The organism is Cryomorpha ignava (assembly GCF_010686655.1).
In the GTDB taxonomy this organism is placed as follows: domain Bacteria; phylum Bacteroidota; class Bacteroidia; order Flavobacteriales_D; family Cryomorphaceae; genus Cryomorpha; species Cryomorpha ignava.
The window spans coordinates 1-21,359 of sequence record NZ_JAAGVY010000058.1; the positions used below are offsets into that span (position 1 = coordinate 1).

A 21,359-nucleotide genomic window follows, 5' to 3' on the forward strand; every position below is an offset into this window, starting at 1 on the left:
CGCATGGTTCGTCATTTTCTGCAGGACAAATTTCTTGTGCAAAGTTTCTGGTGAGGTTACAGATAGGGTTTGATCCTTCTATAGAAGCAGAAACAGTAACACCGAAAGGAATATTGTTTAATATATTAACAGTTTGACCTTGAAGCGCAAAAATAAGTGTAACCGGATTAACGGGTACAGCATCAGATCGCGTTAGGTAAACAGTAATAAAAGTGCTTGTTCCGAAATCGGTAAGAAGAGCAGTTACATCGTAGTTGTCAGCTTCACAGTCATTAACTACTGTATAAGTGAAGTTTGGAGGAGTACATACGCCAGATTGAACATTAATTGTATAATCTTCAACCTCATCATATGGAAAAGATCCACATGGAGTAAAAGTAGGATTGGTACCAAACCTTAATTGAACTCTCATTCTTGTTTCTCCTGGAACTGCGTCCACAGGAACTTCTACTTGCGTTGTGAGTACACAACCTTCAGTATTACACGTTGCAGTGGTGTAAAATTCAGATGGATCAAAAACTTCATTTTGATTCCAATCGATCCATAGCCCAGCCTTCTCGGTATAATTAAAACCTCCAAAAGAGACTGTTGTAGAAAAAGTATAGGTTGCTCCGGGAACGACAGTTCCGGAAATAGCAGTGAAATCGGAATAAAGTGAGGCTTCACTGTCGTAGTCAATTCCTGCGAATGTGACATTGGTCATCCAGGCGTCATCAATGTCAGTTGCCGTAGATGTGCAATACTGAGCATTAACACCCGTAGATGCGGTTAGAATTAGAAAAACCAAGACGCAACACGCTTTGGTAAATTCAGTAAATGATTTTTTCATAGTAATAATGATTGGTTTAATTGATTAATTAATTATTGGATAGATAGTGAAGGCGTTTCATAAGCACTAAAAACAACCCACAACTTGCCATAAAAGTACTAAATAATACGACCAAGCCAAGTTTATTTAGGATAAAAACTTTCTTAGACGGTTTTTATTTTGAAGTAGTTATTTTTTTAATATGTTATCATTCAGATTTTTAAATAGTTAAATAATCCTTCATGTATATCTTACAACTCACGTTAATTTGAAAATGGATATTGCCTAATTGGAATTTTTTAACTTTTCGTTGTCGGAGTGATCCTTTTGATTTATGATTTATGATTTCAGATTATTCCAGGGTCAATTTCAAACCTTTTTTAAAGCGAAGCCTATAATTCATATTTGAAAAGCTTTTTCTTTTATAGTTAGATTCATCTACTCCCACTGGTCATGAAATCGGCTAAGTTGTGTATTTCGACTACGCATTTCGACTACGCTCAAGACCACTCAACGACCACTCAATGACCACTCAATGACCACATCAGTGGCGAATGAAAATGGGAGCCACAGATGCACAGATAAGGTTACCCGGGGGATACCCTTATATACGCACTCCCAACGGAGCATGGTGAATAATAACAATATGTTAATCAATCTTTGGAAAATTCCACAGCAGCGCAGATGCTGCGGAGCGAGGCATGTGCGGCGACAGCATTTTTCGCGAAGGATGGAGCCATTGCCTACGGAGCCGCTGCGTGCAACGGCTTTACAAGGAAGGTGCTTCATTGATTATGTGGAGGATGTGCGACGAAGTAATCCTTAGCAAAAAAAAACCCTTCCTGTCTCGTGTGACTGGAAGGGTTTAGTTGGTGATTGTTTCTGATTGGTTATCTTATAAGCTAATCTTATTCAAGTTGCTTGCCTGATGCGGGAATACCTTTGTGCTTACAACGCAAGTGCGCGTGCTCAAAGCAATTCGATCAGGATGATCGCACTATCGAGCGATCATAAACTTCTCGATTACGGTTTCTTTAGTTGTAGTCATTTTATATATATAAATGCCATTTGGCAAGTAGCTGCCGTTGAAGTCGAGACGGTATTCCTGGCCTTGTTGTGCTTCCTGATTAAACAAGGTAGTAACATTCCTTCCGCTCATGTCATACACTTCTACAAGTGTGCGACCTGTTTCGGCAGTAATAAATACCACTTGCGAAAGCCCTGAAGTAGGGTTGGGGAAAGCAGTAAGTTCACTTTGTAGTTCGCTCTGGAATGGATTTGATACAGGATTTGGTTCTTCTAAACCGTCAATACATCCAGATGCCATGTCACCATTAATAAAGGTGAAAGGGTTGCCACCCAACATAGCAGGGAAAGTGCTGATCGTAGATCCATCAGTAGCGCTGATTTCAACAAACGCATTCTGTGCTGCACTTGAAGTAACCAGGTTACCCGCATTTGGCGAAGGAGCCATACCATTTACACCACCCGGAATGCTTCCAAGTAGAATAGCATTGCCGAAAGGTACTACTTCATACAGCTCACTCACTGAGCGTCGTGCAAGAAACAGTGTACCATCCAGGAATGTTAGATCACCACCAAACACGGGAGCATTTGCATAGTAAGATGCAATACCGGTTGTAAGGTTAATGGATGCAATAACATCTGAATTGGCATCTCCAACATAGAGTTGTCCGTCAGCAGCGTTATAAGCTACAGCTGTAAGCTCGTCAATGCCTCCAAGGATTGGAAGATCACCCTGGTAAGTATCAGTACCTACATTGTAAATTCGGATTATGCTACCGTTTTTGTTTACAAAGTACATCAACTCATCAGCAGAATTGTATCCAATATGTGCTTCAAAGTCAACATTGGTTACATAGGTTAGGTTTGCGTTACCTCCTGCGAAATCAACTGTGTATAGGTCTGAACCATCTATATCAGGTCCGTGGTTTACATAGAAAGTAGCGTAATTCTCACACTCATCTGATGGAGTACCTGTATTACATCCAGAAGCTAAATCGCCGTCGCGGAGTGTATAAGGATCACCATCAAGCTCAAGCATATAAGAACCTGCATTTGTGCCATTTGAATTGTACAGCTCAAGACTCATCAAGCCTTGTGCTGACAAGAGAAGTTGGTCGCCATCTGTGGCAGCTAAACCTGTAACTTTTATCGGAACATTTCCGAGCAGTACATCTGGAACCGGTGCAGGATACACTTCGTAAAGTCCATTACCGCTACGTGTACTCATGTAAAGCATACCGTCAGAAGTAAATGCAAGGTCACCACCTGTAACCGGAGAATACGTATCGTAGCTTGATACCACGTTTGTACTCACATTTACAGAGAAGATTGCATTTTGATTCTGGCTACCAAACAATAGTTTACCGTTTGGAGCAATTACTGCAGCAGTAATCTCACCGTAATCGGCACCAAGCATTACTGTTGGTCCCCACACTCCACTAAGTGGATTGAGTGTACGGTATGAGTTTTCGTGCTTGCTTACAGCATAGATCAAGTTGTTTGTTGCACTAAATGCAATGTGAACTTCTATGTCGCTTGTAGCGATGTAAACCATTGTAGCTACACCACCGCTCAGAGTTACTCCGTAGATAGTTGAGATGCCATCGGCAGCAGCATGATCTGCAAGGTAATAAGTGAAGTTTTCGCAATCTGGTGCTGTAACACACTCACAGTTGGTGTTGATCGCACCTATAGATCCATCGGCAAGTTCACAGGCATCGCCAAAATTGGATTCCAGTTCCGGGCAGTCATAACCAATACAGTAATGACCTATGACCAATAAGGAATTAGAAAGGTCGTAGCAGCCGGAAAGGTTAGAAACGTTTACTGTTTCACCGCCTTCAAAGAGCTCACCAAGTTCTAATACATTGCTGCTGTCCATATCGAAGCTAAGGAGCCAGATAAAGCTTTCACCTTCTCCAAAATTGTGGAAGTCGATTGCTTCGAGTGCTTCTTCGGTTAAGGGCAGAGCGATGAAGTCTCCGATATTGTTTGTAACCACCCATGCCGATTCGACAGCGTCAGATGGTGGAGATGTAATAGAGACAGTAACGAGACCCAATTCGTCTGTTTCGAGGCATTGGGTAATGGAGGTAGAGCCGTCTTCGAATTCTATTGATCCACCGTCGGCAAGACATGTTGGTATAGAGATTCCCATACATTCACAGTCTGCATTGATCATGTCGTTGTCAGTATCGGGATTTCCGTCGTCGCAGCTGTCGCCGATATTGGCTTCTAGGGCGGGACAGTCGTATATGATGGTTCCCATACATTCACAGTCTGCATTGATCATGTCATTATTAGTCTCCGGATTTCCATCGTCGCAGCTATCGCCAACATTGGCATCCAGATCGGGACATTCAACTCCGATGCAGTAATGAGTCAACACCAATAAGGAATCAGAAAGGTCGTAACAGCCGGTTAATTCAGAGGCGTTAACAGTAGATCCGGCATCAAATAATGCAGCAAGATCAAGCACATTGCTATTGTCCATATCGAAGCTTAGCAGCCAGATCAGATTTTGATCCTCACCATAAGTCAGGAAGTCAATTTCCTCCAGAGCTTCTTGGGTCATTGGCAGAGCCACGAGGTCGCCATTTAGATTTGTTACTACCCAGGCAGCGTCAAGATCTTCTGTAGGCTGACTGATAATTGCTACATCTACTGTTCCATCCAGATCAGTTTCAAGACATAAGGTAATGTCCTGAGAGCCATCTTCAAATAGAATGCTTCCACCATCGGCGAGACATACCGGGATAGTTGTTCCGATACATTCACAATCAGCATTGATCATGTCGTTGTCAGTATCAGGGTTTCCATCATCGCAGCTGTCGCCGATATTGGCATCAAGCGCAGGACAGTCAAACACAACTTCGCAGGCATCCTGGCTAAGGGCTCCATTTGGCAGGAAGTAATTCCATGGGCCAAAGGTTCCGTTTATGTCTGATGCAGAAGCGTCGCCGCTATATTGGTAGGCAGGCCATCCGTTGATGAGCAGCATACCATCAGCATTTGTGGTAAGCGTAGCAGAAACGGCAGGGTCAATATTCAGACCGCCTTCTATAATTACGTAAGGCCAGGTTGTTCCATTGTAAACAGGTATTCCGTTACCATTGTCGGGCATAAAGCCATAGATCGTGCGGGTATCGGCAGTAGCAGTTCCTCCATTATTATCTCCCGCAAGGGCACCGGTAATTTGTATAACCTGTCCACCGCAATCAAGGGTAAGCAATGTAATAGTTGCTTCGGGCACACAATTACAATCGTTATTATAGACTCCTGAAGTTCCATCGTCGGTGTGGCAATCAGTTCCCGGTAGGGCAGCACCGCCAAATACTCCTTCACAATCTGTTTCACATTCAGTAAGGGTTGAGCCTGTGAGAATTACCAGACTACAATCAGTACTTTCGGTAAAGGATACATTATAAATTACAGCGCCGGATGTGATAGGCACGGTAAAGCTCTGCGGGCTACTTGTAATGCCATAGTCTGTTCCGTTTACAGTTATAAATCCTGCATCGGGGGCATTTTGGTAGGCAACAACGAGGGTGGTATTGTAAACACCGGTTTCGGGGTTGCAATTGGGGATGTTAAAGCTTACAGCAGAAATATTGCACACGGGCACTACACAGTCCGGATTTTCGGAAATTGTTGCAGTGGCATTGGCTTCCTGTCCTTCGCTGTCGGTAACAGTTACCGAGTAAGTTCCTGCGGCTGCCTGGAGTGTTGATCCAATATATCCGTTGCTCCAGCTGTAAGTATAAGGTGCAGTTCCGTTAGATGCATTCGCCGCAAGGCTACCCAAATTCTGACCAATACAGCTTGGTGTAGCTATAATTGACACATCGAAATTGCTCAATGGGGCAGATGCAAAATTGTCTGTATAGTCAAATTCAATTTCAGAGGCATTTACTATTTCGCCAAGCAAGTTGGTATTGTTGTCTAAGACCATCCACGGAAGTGAAATGTCCTGACTGCCTCCGGCGACAACCGATATTGGAATGTTTCCAATCTGAACAGTATCGCCTGCATTTGAGATGTAAGAGAAGAGCACATCGGCATCCACATCAATATCTCCATTGTTTCCAATGGTGGCATCGATATCAATTCCATCACCAATAATCGGCGAAGAATCTGAAGGGATAAATACCTCAAAGAAGAGATTGGCGGCAGAGCCAACTATCAATGCTCTGGTGGCTTCATTGTTCAATTCATTGAGCTCTTGTATTTCATTGTCAGAATCTATAATGGCTCTGATGATGTGTGCTCCTGCCAAGTCGGTAGAATAGGGCACCGGAATAGCGATTGTTGTATTCTGGCCGGTAATAAGTCCGGGCACATTATCAACTATACTAAACGGTACTTCATCAACGAGAACCGATAATTTCATCTGGTCGTCTATATTTGATACGCCTATATTTTCGTAGGTAATATCAAAGAATACCGACTGGCCTGGCTCGGGGTTGAGCAGGGTTGGGTTAATAAACTGCGATAAGATTCGCATGTCGGGGAAGCTTGCTACCTGCACTTCTCGTACCAGCACGTTGTTGCCTTCATTACACTCCGGGTATTCATTGTCGGGATCGGCAGTCATTGTGAAGGTGTAGGTACCAATTTCATTGAAAATAAATGAAGTGGGCAGTGATGCGACATAGGGGCATCCGCAGTTTTGCTCTACGTTAGCCACTGTGGCATTGCCTAGCAGGGCAGTACCACTTATTCCAGGGCCGCTCACTTCAAAGCGCACTTTTACTTCAGATGCTTTGTAAAGGAATCTGGCTTGCAAGCCGACAGATATGTAGGCGGATTGGTTTTCGTAATAAGTCGTATTCCAAAAATTGTATCCACATTTTGGTACCGGTGCATATTCCCAGCAGAGCGAGTCGGTAGCAGAGTTGTTGTTTTCATTAAACTCATCAATCAGATCGGCGGGATCAACATAAGCGGTTAGAGTTGCTGTGCCCGAAGTTACCGCAGGTGCTTCGGTAGTCATTACCACTGTTTCGCCGGGAGCGATATCGTTGGCATATTGAAGGGCATAGACTTCACCGTTTGACACTGTAAATTCAAAATCAACCGGCCCTGTTGCAATCGCGTTTCCGTTATTTTTAACCCGTGCTGTATAGGTTGCAGTACCGGGAATTTCAAGATCGGCCGGGTCAACATCGAGCTGGTTGCAGGAAAGCACAATCAGATCTGGTTTACACGGAACAATATTGATACCGTAATTGCCTATGTTGTTGGTTTCCGAAATTTCCGTAACGATACCCAGCGGCATAGGAATATCGCAGGTAACGGTAAAGGTATAGCTGCCGAGATTTTCATAAACGTAAGGTACCGATACCGATGTAGCCTGGCCTGCGTTGAGGTTGGCAATGGTCTGTGTATAGGTTTCTGAAAGTACTCCCTGATAAAATACATTAACTGTATAGTCAAACTCACCGGTTGGCACATAACCAATGTTCTTGATTGTAAAGGACGGGAACGGGAGATTTGAGCAAATATATGCGCTTCCTATTGGGCCAGATATCGGTGTAATATCGGGTAGAGGCGGCACGACAGAAACGCTTCTACAGCCCAGGTTGTTGTTTTCATTCGACTCTGCTACCAGAAAGTCAGCATCAGCGTAACCGCAAATGGTGTAAATTCCGGCAGAATTAAACTGGATGTCAGAAAAGTTGTAGGTAAATGATTCGCCAGGATCGAGTGGCGGAACCATAACATCCCCAATTAAAGGAATGCCTCCGGTTTGAGTGGCATCGAGCAGTGTTTGAATTTCGACAGATGCGCAACCGATATTGGTAACGGTTATCGTTCCGTCAATTGACTCTCCAATAAAAATCTGGTAGTCGCTTAGGGTTACAACGGTTCTCAAATCGGGAAGACATGGCGGAGTAAGCAGTTCCCAGTTTACTGTAAACTGGCCTGTAAGGGTATAGTCGGTTATTTCTCCTGATGCGCTGTAAGTGCCGGGGGTATTTCCGCCGTAGAGCGTTACAGAGAAGTAGCCGTTAGAGTTGGTATTTCCCACCACTGTGCCACCTGTCATTGGGTTTACGATAGAAACTGTTGCTCCGGCCACACTTGAATCTTGTAGTGGTACGGCTGTGTCAGTGTAGTAAGCGTATCCGGATACGTGCACTGCAGCATTCGTCGAAGCGAACTGAATAGCAGGGCTTATTACGGGATAGATCACTATAGCACCGGGCACATTGTAGTCACCGTTTGTGAATGGTCGCATAGCGCGGTTGTCGAGCTCATTCGATTCATCGATTACATTGGTATAGTCCACAAATACTTCCATGGGGTTCCATGACGGTTCGGCAGGCGTAATGATATTCCAAACTACGCTAGTAGATTGGTGTCCTTCCAGATAGCTTACCGTAAGATCGGGATAAACAGTAGCCGGTTCGTATTGATTTACCAGATGCACCACAAAGTTTTCAGCGGGTAGGTCTGATGTATTTCGAATAGTAGCAGTAATTTGAAGTGGCGATGATACATCGGGATTCGGGTTGTCGAACACAATGTCATCGGCAAATATTTCAAGGTCTGGTTCGATAAGCACATTCGGATAGTCGAATGGGCCGATTTGGGTAATGCATCCACTGGTTTGCACCTGAATGCGTGCTTCCCAATTTGAACCTGAGGGCAATTCATTGATTGAACCCACATAGACTTTTCCGTCTGTGGTATTCATGTCGTTTTGATCGGCCGGTGAAAGCAGAATTGCACGGTCATTGGCATTGTTAAACTGGCCGTTGCCTTCAAAGTCGAGCAATACCCTTGGGAATCCCAGTGGTGGAATTGCACCTGTAGCATCGGTATAAACGATGGCGAAGTTGAAGGTTGTATTGGGGCTTCCCTGAAGGGGCGTCATAAACGCATTTTCAAAGCCGGCAGTACCCAGGAAGGTAAGTGACTGATCGCCGGGATTCACGTCGGGATCATTGTCGTCGCAATCACCGTTAGCAGGGGCGTATCCAACAGGTTGGTTGCATGATGCTATAATATCATCATCCGTTCCGTATCCGTCGTCATCATTGTCAATATACCAGTTAGAGGCGAGCCCGACGTTGTCGTCTAATGGGTCGCAATCGGCAGCATTGGCTATTCCATCGCCGTCTATATCCGGATCGCAGGCATCGCCAACACCATCTCCATCCAGGTCTTCCTGTCCGTTGTTGGCAAGGCCGGTACAATTGTCTATATCGTCGCAAACGCCGTCATTGTCGGCATCTGCCACACCACCGCCAAGGTCACCGTTACAATCGGGTAGAAGGCACTGGCAGTCAACGACCGTTCCTCCTATTCCGCAGGCATCGCCGTTGTTAAGACCGAGGTCGGGACAGTCCACGCCGGGGTTGCAAGAGGGGGCATCTCCCGAAAGGGTGACAGCGCATAAATCGCTTTGAATCGTAATGCTCCAGCAGCCATCGCCTTCATTTGCGGTAAGCAGAATAGCGCCAGAATTGTTTGTCGCCGGATTGCTTCCGGCCACTGTAATGGTCGTGTTCGCGCAAGCGCCACCGCCAACTGTAATGACGGCAGTGGGGTCTATACCGAGATATGGAATAGAAACAGTGTAATTATCATCGCCGGCGGTATTGGCCTGACAAGCGGTAACGGGGCTTAAGAATGTAAGATTGCAAGCTTCGACACATTCGCAATTAACGACGGTGCCGTTTATTCCGCAATCGTCGCCATTTTCAAGATTGGCAAGAAGGGGGCAAGGGTCGTTGTCGTCGCAAATTCCATCGTTATCGCTATCGCCACCCAGGTCGATACATGGGTCAATGCCTGCTACGAGTTCTATTGTATTGGTGGTAATCTGGCATCCATTGGCATCGGTGAGAACGATGTAGTAAGAGCCGGCAAGGCGGTTAAGAATGGTAGCCGTGCTGGAAGTAGCTGTTTGATAAAAGCTTGCTCCATCATTCATATAAATAAGCATAGAGTAATTTGCCACACCTCCCGAAATGGAGACGGTGAACGATCCATCATTTACTCCCGGGGCAGATGGGTTTTGTGCCACTGCTATCGTTGCCGATAAAACTTCAGGCTCTACGAGAACGTACGGGCCGGCGGTATAAACGGCACCAGAAAAATCTGTTACCGTTACATTGTAAGTTCCGGGGCCGAGGTTGTTTTCGATATTGCCCGCATTTTGGGAGCCGATGCTACCTGTTCTATCATAGGTATCGTCATCGCTGTCGAGCACGTAATCGTAAGGCGCGAGTCCATTGGTAACCTGAACGCGCAGGCGCCCGTCGTTGTCGCCATTACAAGTAATGTTGTCCCATAGCGTAAGAGCCACGGTAGAGAGCACGTAATTGTTTATTTGTTTGCTGACATTGGCAGTACAGCCATTTGCATCGATAATTTCAAAGTTATAATTTCCTGCACTGAGATCTTCGATAAGAGCTGAATTTGTAGCTGTAGAGCCGGCTGTTTCGCTTCCTCCATCTACAGTGTAGGTATAATTGAAAGGAGCTACACCGCCTGTAATATTGAGGGTGACAGATGCCTCATTGCCATCAACTGTAATGACAGGCGTGGTAATGGTAGCGCTAACTGCAAATGCAGGCGTAGGTTGGGTAAGCGCCAGATTTGCGACTGCTATTCCACCTCCATCATCTTCCACGTTTAGGGTATAGTTTCCTGCGGGAAGATTTGATTCAGTGGCTGTTGACCCGGCAATAGCGCCAGTGCGGCTTAGCGAGGCAGTGTTGGTAAGTGTGTAAGAGTAAGGAGCGGTTCCACCTGAAACGGTGATTTCAAGCTCACCTGTAGATTGTCCATTACAGGCAATGTCAAATCCGTTTATATCGGTAGTTGATGCCATGGAAGCGGCAAAGGTAGATGTGCCCGGTGGAGGAATATTCCAGCTGGCGAGATAAGAATGGCTGTGGTTTTCTCCGATGGTTGTAAACTGACCACCTACGTATAGGGTTTCATCAATATACTTTACACCCTGGCCGGTAGAATTTAGAGATGGTGCAAAGTCAAAAATATTTTCACCCGAGTTTTTGTCGATAAGTACAAGCCGATTTGCTGTATTTCCATCCAAGGTAGTAAAGCTTCCAGTTGCGAAGAGGTAATTTTCATCAATGTCTATATCTTCTACGGTGCTGTTGAGAGCGGGTGCCCAGCTGTTAGCTGATCCGTCGGCAATACTGAGCGCAGCGATTCTTAGGCGTGCCTGTCCGCCTATAGTAGAGAAAGAACCACCGGCATATAGCAGGTTTCCGTCAAATTGGAGGGTATTCACTGTGCTGTTTGCGGAAGGGTTAAAGGTGGTGAGCAATCCGGTGGAAAGATCAACGGCTCCAATTCGGTTTCGGGTTTCGCCCAGCAGTTGGGTAAAGCTACCACCGAGATAGAGCAGGCCATTACCCAATTCAAGATCCTCAATCGCTGAGTTTGAAGTAACTTCAAGTGGCAGGATGCTATTTGTTAATGCATTCCAAGCTCCAAAATTACCGCGTGCTGATCCAGACACAGCTGAAAAAGAACCAGAAAAATAGACATTGTCTCCATTGGTTTCTATAGCGCTCACATAGCTGCCCGTAATGTTTGGATTAAATGTGGTAAGGCTTCCAGTGGCGGTAGAGAAGGATGCTATGCGGTTGCGCGATTCTCCGCTTACCTGGTTGAAGAAGCCACCTATATAAACAGCGTCTGTCGAAGCGTCTACGGAAAATACAGTGGAATTTACATTGGCATTAAAATCGGCAAGGGGTTCGTTTGTTGCCAGTGAAATGGCTGCAAAGTTTTGCCGTGAAAGAGTTTGTGTTCGGGTAAAGCTTCCTCCGAATGAGATGTTTGATCCATCGCCTGCTATTGAATTTACAGTGCTGTTAAATCCCGGGTTAAAGGCATTTAGCGATCCGTCTAATAGGTTTATAGACGCACCTCGCAAGCGCGGTTCGCCATTAACGGCAGTAAAAATTCCAACGGCGTAGAGTCCGTCACCGACAATGTCAAGGTCGAATATGGCATTGTTAAAGTTATGGGTAAGCGGGTTAAGCGCTCCTGTAGTTTTATTGATAGAGGCAAATCTTTGGCGCGTTTCGCCTCCCACCTGACTGAAATAGCCACCTAAGTACAGATTATCGCCTTGTACAACCAAGGCTTCAACGGTGCTGTTGATGCCTGAAAAGAAGATGTTTGGCAATCCGGTGGTGAGATCAACGCCCATTACGTAAGAGCTGCTGAGTACATTTGAGGCGCTAAAGCTTCCGCCAATAAGTATTCTGTCGCTGTTAACTTCTATATCATTTACGGTAGAATTCACCCCCGGATTAAAATCTTCCAGCACATCTGTTGTGAGATTGTAGGATACAATTCTCGATCTGTCGGTTCCGTTTATTAGTGTAAATGATCCGCCAAGGTAGAGTTTGTTGTCATAAATGTCTATGGCATTGATGGTTGAATTTGCAGAAATGCTGAGATTGGTAACAGCATTGGTATTCAGATCAAATTCTGCAAATCGCGCTCTACTCTCCCCGTCGAAGGTGGTAAAGCTGCCGCCAGCGTAAAGGGTAGTGCCATTTTTGTGCAATACATTTACGGTTGAATTGATATTGCCATCAGTAAGTTGGTCTAATTCGGGCAAATCGAGTTGGCGAACGGCGATGTAGCGGTTGTCTTTATAATGTGACCAGGAGAAGCTTCCGCCAATCAAAATATCAGAACCGTTTATGGCAATCGTTTCTATAGTTGAGTTCGGTGCGGGGTTCCAATCGGTTAGTGCTCCGGTGGTTACGCTAAGCGCGGCGGCACGCGACCGTGATATGGTATTAATTTCACTAAATGAGCCACCCAGGTATAGTGTGTTCCCGTCCAGCGACATTGTGTTTACTGTTGAGTTTACCGACGGGTTAAGCGAGGTGAGTGCTCCGTCAGAAATATTTACTGCAGCAACGCGCTGCCTTGAGGTGCTGTTTACAGATGTAAAGCTACCCGAGAAGTAGAGTACACCGTTGTCGATAAGGATATCATGGACGGTAGAATTTACGTTGGCAATACTTGTGGGTGGATCAGTGAGGTCGGTGTTATTATAGGATGCCAGCCTTTGAGCTACAATTTCGTTGACAATAGAAAAGCTACCTCCAGCAATCAAATCCGTACCGAGATAATGCAGGGCATGTATTGTGCTGTTAAAATTTATGTTTCTTCCGGTGCCATTTCCTGTGGCAATATTTACCTCTGCAAAGCGCAGGCGGTCTTCGCCATTCACCTGTGTAAACGAACCGCCGATGGCAATAATTCCGCTGCCGTTTAAGGCGATTGCCTCTACGGTGCTGTTTGCATCAATTGTAAGTGCGTTAAGCGCTCCGGTATTTATATTTAGGGAAGCAAAGCGTGTTCTGGCTGTACCGTCTATTTGTGTAAAGCTTCCGCCAATGTATAGCGTAGATCCGGAGATCAGCAAGTCGTTTACAGTGCTGTTTACCGATGGGTTAAAAGTGGTAATGGCTCCGGTTGTTGCGTTTATGCCAGCGAGCCTGTTTGCCGTAAGGCCACCGATGGTAGAAAAGGAACCTCCGGCAAAAATTGTTGTGCCGTCAGTTTCCAAATCATGTACTGTTGAGTTGGCGTCGGGATTCCACGCTTGTAGCACTCCTGCCGGATTCATAGCTGCAAGGCGGTTTCGCGTTGTGGCGTTTACTTCGGTAAATGAACCGGAGAAATAAATAAGCCCCCCGGCTATTTTTATTGAATTTACTGTAGAGTTGATGCTGGGCGCAAAAGTTTCGTCGGCAACGCCTGTACTTGCGTTTAGTTTTGCCAGACGGGCAATCGCCACACCATTTATAGTCGTAAATGAGCCACCCAAGTATAGGTCAGACCCGTTTAGCGCCAGGGTTTCTACTGTTGAGTTAATATTCACGGTTGCAAAACCGGGATCTACCGTACCATCGGCCAGGTAGTGGGCAACGCGGCTGGCTGTTGTTCCGTCAATAGAAGAGAAAGACCCGGCAATGTAATATCCGCCTGATCCGTCGCTGATTATTTCGTTAACGGTAGAGTTTGGGTCGGAGTCTACAAAGTCGGGAATATTGCTTCCAGCCTCAAAGCGCGCCAGGTAACTCGTTTCGTATCCAAATGATGAAAATGACCCGCCAACGTATGCTGTGTTTCCGTCTGTTTCGATGGTGTTAACAGTAGAATTAGGCGAAAGAGATTGAAGCGGTTGACCGTCTGTTTTGTTTAGTGCAGCAAAATAGCGGACATTGTTATTGCCGTTTACTTCTGAGAAGCTCCCACCAATAAGTACTTTATCGGATGTAGTTCTAACGGCATTTACTGTTGAGTTGGGATTTGCCGACCACGAATTATCGAGCGCTCCTGTAGTTTTGTTAATACGGGCTATCCGGTTAGCCGTTTCGCTATTTATGGTGGTAAAGCTTCCGCCAATGTATAGGTTGTTTCCATCTATGTGGAGTGCATTTACCGTAGAGTTAGCGCTAAATACAAAGGTGGGATCTACCGAGTTGTCGGCAAGAATATGTGCAACCCTTTGAGCCGATACTCCGCCCACATTGGTAAAAGATCCTGCTATATACCATCCGCCGTTTCCGTCGGGTATTGCGCTGTGTATAGTGCTGTTGGATGTTGGGAAATCATATTGTGGAATATCATTGTCGGGAGCGAGCAATTGCATGTATGGCTGGTTGTAGCCTGAATTGCTAAAGCTACCGGCCATGAATAGATTGTTTCCATCTATTTCAAAATCATTGACAGTGGAGTTGGGCGATTCTGTTTGAATTGTTTCGGCGGTAATTTTATCGATGGCTGCATAATACTGGGTATTTGAAAAACCGTTTACTACAGAGAATGATCCGCCAAGGTGTACGGTGTTGCCGGTTACGGCAATGGCATTAACAGTGCTATTCAGGGCGGGCAGCCAGGTGTTGTCCAAGGCGCCGGTAGTGGGGTTTAGGCGTGCTACACGGGTTACACTTTCGCCATTTACCTGAGTAAAAGACCCTCCTATATATAGTTCTGTGGCACCAATGAGGGCAATGGTGTGTACAGTAGAGTTTATGGTTACTGCAAAGTCGTTATCAACGGTACCGTCGGAAAGGATATGGGTCAATCGGCTTTGGGCTTGGCCATTAATTTGGGTGAACGACCCGCCCACGTAATACCCCCCGTTTCCATCGGGTTCTATTACTTCTATTGTAGAGTTGGCATCGGGGAAATTCTGATCGGGAAAGATGTCATCTTCATCAAATGAAAGCAGGTGAGATTTGTAAGAACCGGCTTGGTTAAACGATCCGGATAGGTATAGGTTGTTTCCGTCGGCTACCATATCAGATACAGTGCTATTTACCGAAAAGGACGTAACGGGAAGTGCAGTATTGATATCAAACTGGGCGTAGTATTGCTGATCGCCAGATCCGGCTATATTATTAAATGATCCGCCAACGTGCACCAGATCTCCTGAGGCAAATACTGTTTCAACGGTTCCATTAAGTATTCCGGGAAGCCATGAATTGTCAATAGCTCCGGTATTTTTATTTACGCGAATGAGTCGGTTTACGTCTATCGAATTGGCATTGGTAAAATAGCCCCCCACGTATAGATCGTCTCCGATAAGTGTAAGTGCGAGCACCGCATTGTTAAGGGTTAGGTTAAAGTCGGGATCGAGGGTATTGTTATTTAGAATATGAGCAATTCTCAAAGCCGGCTGTCCGTTTATTTGCGAGAATGAGCCGCCTATATACCAACCACCGTTTCCGTCAGAGATAGAAACTTCTATGGTACTGTTTGGTTGTAGAAGATCAAATTCGGGTCTGTCTTCCCCTTCCGGGAATATTGTAAAGTAGTTTGTTTCGAAACCGATTTGAGAGAAGGATCCTCCTATATAGAGGTTATCTCCGTCGTGATCGAGATCATAAACGACACCATTTGTCGAGAAGGTTGCGGGCTTAAGATTTTGTGCATTGATGTTGAACCCGATGCACAATGCCAGGAGTGAGTAGAGGTATTTCATTGGTAGGATAGATTGGTTAAAGTAAAAGTATATAATTATTTTCAAGAAATAATATTCAATGGGCAAAATTATTTATTAGTCGGGATAATTTTATGTTTGGTCGTGATTTTTTGTATAGCGAATTGTAGTTAGATAATGTGCGGATGGGAGAGATTGATGTGCTGATGTGCTGATGCGATGCATTACTTGCTTCGCTGCATTTCGACTGCGCTCAATGACCACCTGAGAGCGTTTCACTAAGTTGATGGGAGTCGAAATGTGCTGATGGGAGAATTTTGTGGGGAGATTGATGTGCTGATTTGCTGATGTGCTGATGTACTGATTTGCTGATGGGAGAGTTTGGTGGAGAGATTGATGTGCTGATACTGGTTGTAGTGATGATCAAAGCCACTATGTTCCATGGTCGGATGTGAGCCATTGTGTGCACTGGGTGGCTTTTTTGAATTGTGCTCCATACCGGGGATTCAATGAAGCGGATAATTAATTCACGTCGGGATAATAATTTGGGTAACTATAAAATAGTCATTTAGTGGGTATAATGATAAACTGGTCGATGATAATAGTACATTTATCTGAAAATATGCCTTTTGTACTGTTGGTGGTGCACGGGTAAAATCTCTGGTATTATGAAAAAAAGCTTTGCAATTATATCTGTGGTTCTTCTTTGTTTGGGTGCGTCGGTCATGTCAGCATTCGGCCAAACATATGTGCCCGCTACGCTGAATGTTGCCGGTGGGAGCAATGTCATTTCAGGGCAGGTCTTTGAATATTCTATTGGCGAAATGACGCTTGTTCATACGGCGACTGCCCCTAATATCATCGTTACCCAGGGGGTGTTGCAGCCGGGCGATATCGGGACAGGAATTACTGACCGTGAATTGGCCGACAGCCAAATAAAGGTGTATCCAAATCCGGTTGACGATGTGGTGAATGTGGAGATGAATTTGCCTTCGGGTGGATCGCTGCAATTGCTGATTTATGATCTTTCCGGGAAATTGGTGGAGCAAAAAGCTGTAGCTGCGATTGGCGGGAAAGAATCCACTCGTTTTTCGCTGGTACATCTGGCAGCGGGCAGCTACGTGCTTAAAGCAGTTTTTGAAACGGGAGCTGAATCTTTTTACCGGAACTTCAAATTAGTGAAAATGAACTAAGTGCTGTAATGACCGGGCTGTGCCCGCCAAAACTTAAAACTCTAAACAGAATTATAATCCATTTATCGGAAATCCTCTCAAACAACCAAAATCATGAAAATCCAAATCATTCTTGTACTCACCAGTATTTTGCTGGCATTAAACCTAAGCGGTCAGGCTCCGGAGAAATTTAACTATCAGGGTGTAGCCCGTAATAGTGCAGGTGCCCCATTGGCAAATGAGCAGTTGGGGTTGCAGATAAGTATTCTTGACGGCGACAACGCTGAATATATTGAAACACATACTATTACCACCAATTCGTTTGGTCTATACACGCTTGCCATTGGTGGCGGAACGCCGGTAGAAGGGAGCATGAGTGATGTGACCTGGAGTGCTGGAAACAAATCTATAAAAGTAGAGATTGACCCGGATGGTGGGAGCAATTACAGCGATTTGGGTACAACAGAGCTACTAAGTGTGCCTTATGCCTTGTATGCAGTGGAAAGCGCTACAGGGGTGGCAGGTCCTCAAGGCCCGCCCGGCCCGCCCGGTTCGCAGGGAGCGACGGGTCCTCAGGGTGCGACAGGTTCGACGGGTGCTATTGGGCCGCAGGGAAATACGGGTCCGCAGGGTGCTACAGGTTCTCAAGGTGCTACAGGCGCTATGGGCCCGGCTGGTCCGCAGGGAGCTACGGGTGCCACGGGTGCTATTGGGCCGCAGGGAAATACGGGGCCGCAGGGAGCTACCGGTGCAATGGGTCCTCAGGGTGCTACAGGTGCTACAGGAGCAACAGGTCCGGTAGGGCCTGCCGGAACTATAAATGGGGTTTCGGCAGGTGGCGATCTTTCGGGCACCTATCCCAATCCCAGCATTGGAAGCAATAAAGTTACGACTACTAAAATTTTGAATGGAGCAGTAACGGGAACCAAAATTAGTTCAATGGGTGCTACACAAGGTCAGGTATTATCCTATAATGGATCGACTTGGGCGCCTACTTCTGCTGCGACAGGTGCGACAGGTTCGGCAGGTGGCGATCTTTCGGGAACTTATCCCAATCCCACAATTGGAAGCAATAAAGTTACGACTACTAAAATTTTGAATGGAGCAGTAACGGGAACCAAAATTAGTTCAATGGGTGCTACACAAGGTCAGGTATTATCCTATAATGGGTCAAGTTGGGCGCCTACTGCCGCTGCTACGGGTCCGCAAGGTGCAACGGGCGCAACGGGTCCTGCCGGTCCGCAAGGTGCTACCGGACCAATGGGGCCTCAGGGGAATACAGGTTCGACCGGTGCCGTAGGGCCGCAGGGTGCTACCGGTGCTACAGGTCCGGTAGGGCCTGCCGGAACTATCAATGGGGTTTCGGCCGGTGGCGATCTTACGGGAACTTATCCCAATCCCACAATTGGCAACAACAAAGTTACCTCAGCTAAAATTGTGAACGGTGCTGTTACGGCAGCCAAGCTCAATAATATGGGAGCTACTCAAGGTCAGTATTTATATTTTAATGGGTCAAGTTGGGCGCCAACAACCATCACCTCGACCAGCGGTTGGGGTTTGTCAGGCAATTCAGTAAGCAGCAGCAATTTTATTGGCACCACTAATAATCAGTCGTTGCGCTTTAAGCAGAATAATCAGGATGTGGGGTTTATAAAATTGGATAATACGGCATTTGGAAAAGGATCAATGGGTCAAGTTACATCCGGAACCAAGAATGTGGCTATTGGAAGCAGCGCATTGACAGGACTTACTACAGGTAGTAATAATACAGCGGTGGGTTACGGTGCCACGGTGACCTCAGGAAGTTTAATGAATGCTACTGCTATTGGAGCATTTGCTGTTGTGTCTCAAAGCAATTCTTTGATTCTTGGAAGTGTAGGAGGTGATTCATTGTCACCAACAAATGTAGGCATTGGTACCTCAGCACCATCGGAAAGACTTCATGTTAAGGGTAACGGTTACTTTGAGGGTGGATTAGAGATTAAGAAAAATAGTGGTGTATGGTTTCCTCAACTTACTTTAAGAGATTATAGCAGTGGTCTTAGCCGAATCAGCTTTAAAAATGCCAATGCGGGTCAATGGATCATTGCAGGTGGATCTAATACGACGGCACAGAGCTCGCTTTTTAATATCGCTTACGGCTCAACGGATTTCGTGGCTACCAATATTCTACAGGTGGCGGGTCATGGTAAGGTGGGAATTAATTTCGATCCTTCGGTTGGTAGCGGTGTGAGTTATGGAGGATTAATTGTGGATGGACCCGGGGCATCAGATAATCTAACTTTGATGGCTACAGGTACGAATCGTTACAGTTATTGGGCTACAGATACCCAGTTGAGACTATATTACAATGGCTCGCTGATCGGTAATTTCAACTCGGCAACAGGCGCTTATTCGGCTACTTCAGATAGAAGCCTAAAGGAAAATATTCAACCCGTTGGCAACTTGCTCAATAAGGTGAAAGAGGTTCAAATTGTAAATTATGATTTTAAACGAGACCCGGCAAAAGCGCCTCAGATCGGTTATATAGCCCAGGAACTGGAAAAACAATTTCCGGAGTTTGTAACAGCTCCTGAGCCAGATAGTGAGCGGGAAATGTTTTACACCGTAAATTATGCAGGCATGAGTGCAGTGGCAATCAAGGCTATTCAGGAGCAGCAGGTGATTATTGAAAATCAAGCTGTGGAAATTGAAGCGCTGAAGGAGTTGATTTTTAAAATTGGAGAGCGGGTTGAGAAACTGGAAGAGTAGGGTTGGGGGGGGTGAATTTTGAATTTTGAATTTTGAATTTTGAATTACGAGGGGTGGCTTTGAATTTTGAATTGTGAATTGTGAATTTTGAATTGCGAGGGGTGGCTTTGAATTTTGAATTTTGAATTGTGAATTTTGAATTACGAGGGGTGGCTTTGAATTTTGAATTTTGAATTTTGAATTTTGAATTTTGAATTGTGAATTGTGAATTACGAAGGATTAATTACGAATTGTGAACTTTTAATTAGGAATTTCGATCTTGACGCTGGCTTACGAGATTTCATTCAGATTGAAGAGTATGGTGGAAATTTAACCGCGTTTATTCTTTTTTAATCTTTCATTAATAGCTAGTTGAATAAACTCAACGATTTCAACTTTTCCAAAATCTTTGTATAAGGGATTCAGAATGATATTCGATTCCAAATTTACAATTGTCGAAGGAACGCGCAGCGCAAATAGATTTCTATCTTTGGCTAAGTTGGTGAAGATTGAAGTTGTTGTGGAAGAGTAAGGGTAGTGATTCCATTTATCGGGAAGATTATTCAAATCGGAAATTAAAAATTGATCAGGAAATTCAATTTTGGCAACTAAAATTTCTTTGGGTAAATAAGCAATGTTGCCGGAATGCACGTAATATTCGAGTAGTGCCAAAGAGATATTCTCGGAGCAATATACTGCTCTTGTGCCAACTTCATTCCAACGTCCACCAACTTTTTCAGCACCAATTCCCGAAAGAGTCTTGTCCTTATACCTGGCGTTAGCAATTCTATAAACGATCATTAGCTATAGACATTATACCGGATCCTAACGATCTCGCTTTCTACCATTTCAAATCCAAGACTACTATCCAATAAATCAAATGGCTTTTTATTGCCAAGAGATCTTGACGGGGTCATTAACCAATTCTTAAAATCATCCTTGGTATCAAATACATCATATCCCAAGCCAAACAATCTTGCCAATTCGTAGATTCGCTCTGAAGTTTCCTTGCCATACACCGTTTTCTGTTGCATACTACTTATTGATGTCGGTAAGATGTTTTCAAATTCCTTTTCGGTTGCTCCAATATTACGAATCAAGGCTTTCCAATCCGTTTTCTTTACACCAATCCGAATGCGTTTAATGATCTCAAGTTTAAAATCAGGAGAATATTTGGCGTTACCAACAACCCATGTGGGTGAAAATTTGGTTGAACGAGTGGGGGTGTTTATAGAAGCTGCAACCGTAGTTGCCCGTGTACTTTTAGACAATCGTTTTGATGTTGGCTTTGTGCTCATGATTGTATTTTTACAATTTGACGTACGTAAATATACAACAATATGATTTAATAGGGGAATATTTATATGTGCTGATTTGTGGATTTGTACCGTTTTTCTTTTTGATGTTGAAAAATGAATGAGCGTATTAGAGGCGCGAAGCATCGCGCCTTTACACGCGCCATTCTATTTAACGGGGTTGGTGTTGTCATCATTTTTGAATCCCGGTAAGAACATGTTTTCATTCCAAGGTAAATTACGTTTTGAATGCTGTTTCCGGTGGGTAATGAATCATCAAAAATGCCGCCAACACCATGGCAGACTACGAACCTTTACTGCTACAAACATGCGACCCTTACAGGGTCGGTGGTTAACATGCTAAC

General features: G+C 45.0%; 6 protein-coding genes. 2 read left to right on the top strand and 4 right to left on the bottom strand.

Translation table 11 applies throughout. The annotated features are described in order from the left end of the window. Together G3O08_RS18675 and G3O08_RS18680 are read right to left on the bottom strand one after the other, a co-directional pair. A partial coding sequence (locus tag G3O08_RS18675; RefSeq protein WP_239541333.1) for a GEVED domain-containing protein occupies positions 1–829 on the bottom strand: 829 nt, incomplete at its 3' end. A gap of 976 nt (positions 830–1,805) precedes the next feature. Continuing rightward, on the bottom strand, positions 1,806–15,839 hold the full coding sequence (locus tag G3O08_RS18680) for a CARDB domain-containing protein (protein WP_163286782.1): 14,034 nt from the start codon (positions 15,837–15,839) through the stop codon (positions 1,806–1,808). Positions 15,840–16,465: 626 nt separating this feature from the next. Here G3O08_RS18680 and G3O08_RS18685 point away from each other — a divergent pair. Next, a complete protein-coding gene (locus tag G3O08_RS18685; protein ID WP_163286781.1) occupies positions 16,466–16,990 on the top strand; it encodes a T9SS type A sorting domain-containing protein in 525 nt (174 codons plus the stop codon). Between the two features lie 93 nt (positions 16,991–17,083). Further along, a complete protein-coding gene (locus G3O08_RS18690) occupies positions 17,084–19,720 on the top strand; it encodes a tail fiber domain-containing protein (RefSeq protein ID WP_163286780.1) in 2,637 nt (878 codons plus the stop codon). Positions 19,721–20,029: 309 nt separating this feature from the next. Here the strand turns inward: G3O08_RS18690 and G3O08_RS18695 are convergent, their stop codons facing one another. Together G3O08_RS18695 and G3O08_RS18700 are read right to left on the bottom strand one after the other, a co-directional pair. Continuing rightward, positions 20,030–20,500 (bottom strand): RES family NAD+ phosphorylase, encoded by a 471-nt coding sequence (locus G3O08_RS18695; protein ID WP_163286779.1) that lies wholly within the window; start codon positions 20,498–20,500, stop codon positions 20,030–20,032. Further along, positions 20,500–20,997, bottom strand: coding sequence for an antitoxin Xre/MbcA/ParS toxin-binding domain-containing protein (locus G3O08_RS18700; RefSeq protein WP_163286778.1), 498 nt, complete (start codon positions 20,995–20,997; stop codon positions 20,500–20,502). Before G3O08_RS18700 ends, G3O08_RS18695 begins: the two co-directional genes overlap by 1 nt. Positions 20,998–21,359: the final 362 nt, after the last annotated feature.